Source organism: Winogradskyella sp., from assembly GCF_013213975.1.
Taxonomy (GTDB): Bacteria; Bacteroidota; Bacteroidia; order Flavobacteriales; family Flavobacteriaceae; genus Winogradskyella.
Map to the genome: position 1 here is coordinate 1 of NZ_JABSST010000106.1, position 8,155 is coordinate 8,155.

An 8,155-nucleotide genomic window follows, 5' to 3' on the forward strand; every position below is an offset into this window, starting at 1 on the left:
ATCCGCGGTTGTATATCCTTATAGATATATTCCTTGTATTTGTCGAAGTAATTAGTTTTAAGATATTTGTGCAATTGTTCTTTGGCGGCATCCCAGTTTAGTTGCGCCTTATCTTTAACGATAATATTATAACCAGACCCATGTGTTCCCTTAAGAACAAATTTTTCAGGCAATTCGTCTAACTTAATATCATCGACTTTATCATATACCAAGATTAAATCATTGAGGTACTGTGATCCAATTTTAGCTTCAACTATGCCGCGTACAGCATATTTATCAACATAGTTTTGATAATCTTGCTTATACATATTTAATTTTAACCATTGGATTTTATCCGCAAATTCTTGAGGGTTTTCTAGATTTAGTAGTTTTTTATTTTTCAAATAAAAATGAACCTTAAGATAATCCTCTACACAATCGGGTCTATTCTTTAAATAATTAGATTTTAATTGGAGATATTTGCGCTTAAAAAAATTCATTGAGTCCTATCATTAAGTGGTAAAAATATCAATAGTTTTTTACTTAAATAAATGAGGGATCTCATTTTAAAACAAATTGGTTTCGTCGTATCTTTGCCAAAGCTTTTTAAAAGGGTGAAATGAATTACAAATTTGCTTTAAAACATTCCATTTTTAATACCATATCTCAATCTGCAGAAGCGTTGGGATTAGAGTGTTATGTTATAGGTGGTTTTGTCCGAGACTTTTTACTCGAGCGTGGTAATGCTAAGGACATAGACATTGTTGCTGTAGGAAGCGGAATAGAACTGGCAGAGCAAGTTTCTAAAAACTTACCAACTCAGCCAAAAGTACAGGTGTTCAAAACCTACGGAACTGCCATGTTAAGGTTTGAGGATATAGAAATTGAATTTGTTGGCGCACGTCAAGAAAGTTATGCCGAGAACAGCAGAAATCCTGTTGTAGAAAATGGCACGTTAGAAGACGATCAAAACCGACGTGATTTTACCATTAACGCCTTAGCCCTAAGTCTTAATCAGTCAAATTTTGGTGAATTATTAGACCCCTTTAATGGCATTGCTGATTTGGATAAAGGTATAATTAGAACTCCATTAAATCCAGATGTAACATATAGCGATGATCCGTTGCGAATGATGCGGGCCATTCGTTTTGCAACGCAACTCCAATTTAAAATAGAAGCTAGTTCTCTCGAAGCCATTTTATCAAATAAAGACCGTATTAAGATTATAACCAAAGAACGTATAGTTACAGAGCTCAATAAAATACTTGAAAGCAAACAACCTTCAATTGGTTTCAAACTTTTAGAAAAAACGGGGTTACTTGGTTATATGCTCCCAGAATTAATTGCACTAAAAGGTATTGATGAAATTGAAGGGCAACGACATAAAGACAATTTTTATCATACACTAGAAGTTGTTGATAACATCGCAAAAACAACTGATAATCTTTGGTTACGTTGGGCAGCATTACTCCACGATATTGGTAAGGCTCCAACCAAAAAGTTTAGTAAAAAAGTTGGATGGACCTTCCATGGACACGAGTTTGTAGGGTCTAAAATGGTCTACAAATTATTTAAACGTTTAAAGATGCCATTAAATGACAAAATGAAATTTGTTCAGAAAATGGTACTAATGAGTTCCAGACCTATAGTTTTGGCAACTGAAGTTACAGACGCTGCCGTAAGACGCCTTGTTTTTGATGCTGGTGACTATGTCGATGATCTTATGACGCTTTGTGAGGCTGATATTACCACAAAGAACCCTAAAAAGTTTAAAAAATATCACAACAACTTTCAATTAGTTAGAGATAAGATTGTTGAGGTTGAAGAACGTGATCGTATTCGGAATTTTCAACCTCCAGTTTCTGGAGAAGAAATCATGGAGACTTTTAATCTTAAACCCTCTAAAGAAATAGGTGTAATTAAAGAAGCGATCAAAGAGGCTATATTGGAAGGTGATATTCCGAATGAGCATGATGCCGCTTTTCAGTTAATGTTAGAAAAAGGAAAGGCACTTGGATTAAATGTTGAAGACATATGATAATGCTCCAAAGAACAGATTCTAAAAATTCAGAGTTTATTGCTTTAGTCAAAGAACTAGATGCTTACTTAAAAATTACGGATGGTGATGAACATGAATTTTACAACCAATTTAATAGCATTGAACACCTTAACCATGTTGTTGTAGCGTCTTTGAATAATGTAACTGTTGGCTGTGGCGCATTTAAAGCCTATAATTCTTCTTCAGTTGAAATTAAACGCATGTTTACTTCTCCTCCGGCCAGAAGCAAAGGAGTAGCCTCCGCAATTTTAAAAGAGTTAGAAAATTGGGCTTCAGAATTAAACTTTAAATCTGCCGTTCTTGAAACAGGAAAGCGACAAACCGAAGCCGTTAATTTTTACAAAAAATGTGGCTATGGTAGGACACCAAAGTACGGACAGTATAAGGATATGAACAATAGTCTTTGTTTTGTAAAAGAACTTGGGCAATTATGATACAGAAATTCAGAAATACAGCTAAAGTAGCTTTAGTTTTAATTTATCTGGTGATTATAGCAGGAGCCGTAGTTCGTATGACGGGCTCAGGAATGGGTTGCCCAGATTGGCCTAAATGCTTTGGATATTATATCCCGCCAACAGATGCCTCAGAAATTCAATTTCAAGCTAATCACGAATACAAAAAGGGCTATGTAATACAGATTGATGAAATTTTTTACTATGCAAAATCTGATTTTACAAGTGGTTCAGAATTGAATCTCAATAATTGGGAACGCAACACAACTCACGACTATAATACCTTTAATGCCACACATACTTGGATCGAGTATATTAATCGTTTAATTGGTGCTCTTTCAGGTGTCCCAATTCTTATTTTTACGATAATGTCGATTTGGTTGTGGTCTTACAAAAAAAGACTATTACTACTTTCTGTCTTAACGGTTTTTGGAATGGGCTTTCAAGCTTGGTTAGGTAAAACGGTTGTTGATTCGAACCTATTGCCTTATAAAATTACCATTCATATGGTTATGGCTCTAGTGATTGTTGGGGTTATCCTATATCTCATTCATGCATCAAATACAAAAATAAAAAATCAGAAATACGATAAACTTTTTAAAAATGGAATAATACTAGCTACTGCTCTTACCCTGATTCAAATTGTTTTAGGAACACAAGTTAGACAATTTGTGGATGAACAAAATAGCATCAACGGTTATTTTAATTGGGATTTTAAAGAACTAGCACCATTAGATTTCTATATTCACAGAACACTCTCAATTCTTGTCCTTGTACTAAATGGTTGGTTGTTCTATCGTCATAAAAAATTACAACTCGGCTTTAGTAAATTCAAGTATGTCATTTTTTGTATTGGTCTTGAAATTGCCACTGGCATTGCCATGTATTATTTTGATTTTCCATTTACAACGCAACCAATTCACCTGGTCATTGCCGCCTTACTTATTGGTTTTCAATTCTATATAATTTTAGAAAGCCTTGGACAGAAGCAATCCTTAAACTATAGGGTTGAACAAACTTAAATTATATCTTTGCATTATTAAAAGTGATTATGATTTATAGATTTAGAGTCATACTAGACAATGATACTGAAGATGACGTTTTTCGTGATTTAGAAATAAGAGAAACGGATACCATGGAAGATCTTCACAACATCATTACCCAATCTTTTGGATTTGATGGTATGGAAATGGCATCATTTTATATTAGTGATGAGCAGTGGAATCAAGGTGAGGAAATATCTATGTTTGACATGAGTGAAGCTGGTAATGAGGTTAAAATGATGAGTACAACCACCATTAAAGATGTTGTGCATGAGGCATCTCCAAAACTCATTTATATCTATGACTTCATGAGTATGTGGACGTTCTATGTAGAATTAGCTGAAATTGTTGATGAAGCCGTTGGTACAGATTACCCTAATTTAATGTTTGTTCATGGACAAATTCCTGATCAAGCACCCGAAAAACAATTTGAATCTAATCAAAACGAAGACTATAATGAGTTTGAAGACGGATTAGATGTTGATGATTACAGCGATCTAGACTTTGATGAAAACTGGAATTAAGCACTAGCGTGCATTTACACTTTCATAATTTCTTTTTACAAAATCAAGGGCATTCCTGACTATATCTCCCATAGTTTTACTTTTCTTAAAATTTACATCTAAGGTATAGTCATAAATATCTTTTTTGAGTTGTGATATGTGTTTTCTGATAGACAATTCATCGACCTCCATACATTTTAACAAAGCACTTATTCTATCCTGAAAACTAATCATTCGTTTAGCAATAATAGAGCGCTCTTCAATTTTATATTGGTCCACGGACTCTTTCTGAATTTTATCTCTTACCAGTTCTACCATCTTATAATTTTCTTTAAAAAACTGTGGTCGATAAATTTTTAAATTACCCTCATAAGACTGCTGATCAAAGTCTATAGCTCTAATTTTAAAAACCACATGATCAAAATCGTGTGTGGGTACAATAACATAATTATACGATCTCATATCGCCCAGCAACCTAATCATACAACGCTCATTGAACTTAACAAACTCTTTAGCAATCTGAGATTGTTCTGAAGCGTTACATTCTGGTAGCATATTTTTAATAAACTCATCACCTGGAATTCCAGCAATATGCTCTTCGATTAAGGTATCCTTATAAACCAAAAAATTTAAGTTGTAAGGAGATAACATGTGTTCAAGCTCTAAACCATAAACCCTTGAAGCGTCAGCTTTTTTTACATAGAAATAAGTATAGTTATCATTAAGGATATTCCTAACTTTTACTCTGAAGGGTTTTGAATTACCAAAGGTGCAATAATCAATAGCATCAATATTGAGATATTTTAAAATGCCTTCACTACCATCTGATATTAATTTTGAATACACCTGTTTTAAACTATGATCAATCTCTTCACGCTCAAATTCATTGTAAAATACACGTATCCATAAGGTGTCTTCGTCATTCTTGTCGTAAACAACAACTGAACCCTGAAAACGTAATAAATCCGAATAAAAAATAGGAAGACTTATATTTCTATTATAATCCGTCAAATACTTATTAAGCACTTCTGAAATAGCATAAGACGGTTTCTTCTTAGAGATTTTAAGATCCTCTTTCATACGTTAAAATTAAGATTTTATTTAATGCTATGTAACAAAATTTAATCATACTCGTCTTACCTACATAACCAATCAATACTGACTACATTTCAGTATCTAAAATCAATCAATTTTGGAACAACCGATCCTTACAATCAATAATCTTACGAAAAAATTTGGCTACGTAACCGCCGTAAAAGATTTAAGCTTCACCATCAATAAAGGTAATGTTTATGGCATTTTAGGACCTAACGGAAGTGGTAAATCAACAACTTTAGGTATTGTCCTAAATGTTGTAAATAAAACCAACGGAGACTTTCATTGGTTCGACGGCAACACATCTACCCATGATGCTTTAAAGCAAGTAGGCGCCATAATTGAACGTCCTAATTTCTATCCTTACATGACGGCAGAGGAGAATTTAAAACTCGTCTGTAGAATAAAAGGTGTGGATCATGGTAAAATTGCCGAAAAATTAGAAGTTGTTGGATTATTAGACCGAAAGGATCACAGATTCAAAACCTATTCTTTAGGTATGAAGCAACGTTTAGCCATTGCTTCTGCCCTACTTAATGATCCAGAAATTCTAATTTTAGATGAACCAACTAACGGTTTAGATCCACAGGGAATTCACCAAATAAGACAAATTATTAAGGATATTGCTGCTGGTGGAACAACCATTCTTTTAGCATCTCACCTTTTAGATGAAGTTGAAAAAGTGTGCTCTCATGTTGTTGTGCTTCGAAAAGGTGAGAAACTCTATTCTGGTCGTGTAGATGAAATGATTAGTAGTTATGGCTTTTTTGAATTAAAAGCAGAAAAGCAAGATGAGCTCATTAAATTGCTTGAAACGAATTCCAATTTTGGAAATATTAAAGTAGAAGGAGATTTAATTACTGCTTTTTTAAATACTCCAATGTCTGCATCAGATTTTAACAAACTAATGTTTGAAAAAGGAATTTTACTCTCTCATTTAGTGCAACGTAAAGAAAGCCTCGAAGAGCAATTCTTACAACTTACTGACAACCTAGAAACCAATCAAAAAACAGCCTAATTCTAAAACATAGAATTAAGCAAAACCAATCCAAATTATGTTACGTCTTTTAAAATTAGAATTACAAAAACTTTGGCTCAACAAAACGAGTAGAGTTTTAATTTTTATATCCTTCATTTTACCATTCACAGTGCTTGTTTTATCATCGATAAAAATAAACTTCTTTGGTTTCTTTACTTTAGAATTAGGGGAATTAGGCATCTTTAATTTCCCAATTATTTGGCACATTACAACATTTTTCGCCTCCTACTTTAAGTTCTTTTTTGCTATTGTGGTTGTTAGTATGATTGGTAATGAATACAGTAATAAAACCCTCAAGCAAAATCTCATTGACGGATTAAGTAAAAAGGAGTTTATACTTTCTAAGTTTTACACCATCGTATTCTTTTCGTTGTGTGCTACGATTTTAATTGGTGTTGCTTCCTTTCTTATAGGTCTTTACTATTCGAGCTACACAGAGGCTTCAATTATCTTTAGGGAAGTTGAATTTTTATTGGCATACTTCGTAAAATTAGTAGGGTTCTTTAGCCTTTGTTTATTCTTTGGAATGTTACTAAAACGTTCTGCTTTTGCACTCGGTTTCCTGTTTGTGTTATACATCTTTGAATGGCTTATATTCTGGGGGGCTTACGAAGTAATAGGAAATGCAGACGGTGCATTCAAAGTTAAAAATTGTCTTCCTTTAGAATCTATGTATAAACTCATCGATCAGCCTATACAGCGAATCGTGATGACGAAGTTTCCTGAGAAGACCGATATCGCCTATGACTATGCTGTACACTGGTATGAAATTGCCATTGTTTTAGGTTGGTCTGCACTTTTTATCTTTTTGTCTTATAGACTATTAAAAAAGAGAGATTTATAATATCTTTGATAGCTATTGCTATTTAATTTTTAATACTAAACTGGGAATTCAAAAGTTCTAGTTGTTATATAGTATTAAACATAGTGTGTAATCGCACACCAAAGATGTTATGAAAAAGATAAGTTGTGTATTAATCTTAATGGTTTTATCGTGCTCACTATTTGCACAAAATGAAGCCTCGTTTTGGTATTTTGGTCAAAATGCTGGCCTACAATTCGACGCATCTACAGGAACGGTTAGCGCAATCACTGATGGCCAAATAAATACACTTGAAGGATGCACATCGATTTCAGACAGCAACGGTAATTTACTTTTCTATTCTGACGGCAGTACCGTTTGGAACAGAAACCATCAAATTATGCTTAATGGTACAGGATTACGAGGTGATGATTCTAGTACCTCATCTGGAGTAATTGTGCCTAAACCTCAAGATCCAGATTTCTATTACATATTCACAGTTGATGAACCGCACCATAACAATACCTCAGGTTTTCCAAATGATTCAGCAAATGATGGTGTAAATGACGGTTTAATGTATTCTCGCGTCAATATTTTGGATGATAATGGACTTGGTGCTGTTGATGCTATTGAAAAGAATATCCCATTAGTTACTTATGACGCAACAAATCCTTTAGCATCAGAATTAAAATGTTCAGAAAAAATTACAGCTGTTAAGGCAGATGACTGTTTCTCTTTTTGGGTGATTACGCATTTTGGCGATACATTCTATGCCTTTAAAATTGATGAGAACGGTGTAGACCCCAATCCTGTGACTTCTGTTGTTACTCCTTATATCCCTTTAGAAGGCTATAGACGAAATGCTCTTGGTTACTTAAAGGCTTCACCAGATGGAACAAAACTAGTCTCTGCTAACTTCGGAGAATCAACAGTTTTAGGAGAAGATGCTGGAGGTGGCATCTATCTATATGACTTCGACAATAATACTGGTGTTGTTTCGAATAGTTTAGAGCTTTACAGTCCTCAAAATAATAACAGTCCATATGGTGTTGAGTTCTCTGCCGAAAATCAAAAAGTATATGCTACAGTTGGATTTAGTGCTATGGGTAATGGTTCCAGTCAAGTATTACAATGGGATTTAACAAGTGCGGATATTCCTAATTCTATTCAAGTTATTCACACC

Annotated in this window: 8 protein-coding genes and 1 pseudogene; 7 read left to right on the plus strand and 2 right to left on the minus strand. The window is 33.9% G+C overall.

The genetic code is table 11. The features are described from left to right. Positions 1-479 (minus strand): ATP-grasp fold amidoligase family protein (locus tag HRU49_RS13295; protein WP_296357964.1); only part of this gene is annotated, 479 nt, incomplete at its 3' end. Positions 480-598: 119 nt separating this feature from the next. On the opposite strand from HRU49_RS13295, the gene HRU49_RS13300 reads away from it, so the two are divergent. The 4 genes from HRU49_RS13300 to HRU49_RS13315 are packed head-to-tail and all read left to right on the plus strand — an operon-like array spanning position 599 to position 4,057. After that, positions 599-2,017, plus strand: a complete 1,419-nt coding sequence (locus HRU49_RS13300) for an HD domain-containing protein (RefSeq protein WP_296357966.1) — start codon at positions 599-601, stop codon at positions 2,015-2,017. A gap of 2 nt (positions 2,018-2,019) precedes the next feature. Beyond that, positions 2,020-2,472 (plus strand): GNAT family N-acetyltransferase, encoded by a 453-nt coding sequence (locus HRU49_RS13305; protein ID WP_363146814.1) that lies wholly within the window; start codon positions 2,020-2,022, stop codon positions 2,470-2,472. Further along, positions 2,469-3,512 carry a COX15/CtaA family protein gene (locus tag HRU49_RS13310; RefSeq protein ID WP_296357969.1) on the plus strand — a complete coding sequence of 348 codons (1,044 nt, stop codon included), beginning with the start codon at positions 2,469-2,471 and terminating at the stop codon, positions 3,510-3,512. The genes HRU49_RS13305 and HRU49_RS13310 overlap by 4 nt, the downstream gene beginning before the upstream one ends. Positions 3,513-3,541: 29 nt before the next feature. Continuing rightward, positions 3,542-4,057: a hypothetical protein gene (locus HRU49_RS13315; protein WP_296357971.1), complete on the plus strand. Its 516-nt coding sequence runs from the start codon at positions 3,542-3,544 to the stop codon at positions 4,055-4,057. A 3-nt stretch (positions 4,058-4,060) separates the two neighbouring features. On the opposite strand, the gene HRU49_RS13320 is transcribed toward HRU49_RS13315, so the two are convergent. Continuing rightward, positions 4,061-5,116: a hypothetical protein gene (locus HRU49_RS13320; RefSeq protein ID WP_296357973.1), complete on the minus strand. Its 1,056-nt coding sequence runs from the start codon at positions 5,114-5,116 to the stop codon at positions 4,061-4,063. A gap of 112 nt (positions 5,117-5,228) precedes the next feature. Here HRU49_RS13320 and HRU49_RS13325 point away from each other — a divergent pair, with 112 nt between their 5' ends. The 3 genes and pseudogenes from HRU49_RS13325 to HRU49_RS13335 form a co-directional block, all read left to right on the plus strand. After that, a complete protein-coding gene (locus HRU49_RS13325; protein WP_296357975.1) occupies positions 5,229-6,149 on the plus strand; it encodes an ATP-binding cassette domain-containing protein in 921 nt (306 codons plus the stop codon). 37 nt (positions 6,150-6,186) lie between these two features. Continuing rightward, on the plus strand, positions 6,187-7,014 hold the full coding sequence (locus tag HRU49_RS13330; RefSeq protein WP_296357978.1) for an ABC transporter permease subunit: 828 nt from the start codon (positions 6,187-6,189) through the stop codon (positions 7,012-7,014). A gap of 109 nt (positions 7,015-7,123) precedes the next feature. Beyond that, positions 7,124-8,155, plus strand: a pseudogene (locus HRU49_RS13335) (CUB protein); the annotation flags it as partial.

Coding starts and splice junctions, on each gene's coding strand:
- HRU49_RS13300 (WP_296357966.1), top strand. CDS start 599: ATGAATTACAAATTTGCTTTAAAACATTCCATTTTTAATACCATATCT.
- HRU49_RS13305 (WP_363146814.1), top strand. CDS start 2,020: ATGCTCCAAAGAACAGATTCTAAAAATTCAGAGTTTATTGCTTTAGTC.
- HRU49_RS13310 (WP_296357969.1), top strand. CDS start 2,469: ATGATACAGAAATTCAGAAATACAGCTAAAGTAGCTTTAGTTTTAATT.
- HRU49_RS13315 (WP_296357971.1), top strand. CDS start 3,542: ATGATTTATAGATTTAGAGTCATACTAGACAATGATACTGAAGATGAC.
- HRU49_RS13320 (WP_296357973.1), bottom strand. CDS start 5,116: ATGAAAGAGGATCTTAAAATCTCTAAGAAGAAACCGTCTTATGCTATT.
- HRU49_RS13330 (WP_296357978.1), top strand. CDS start 6,187: ATGTTACGTCTTTTAAAATTAGAATTACAAAAACTTTGGCTCAACAAA.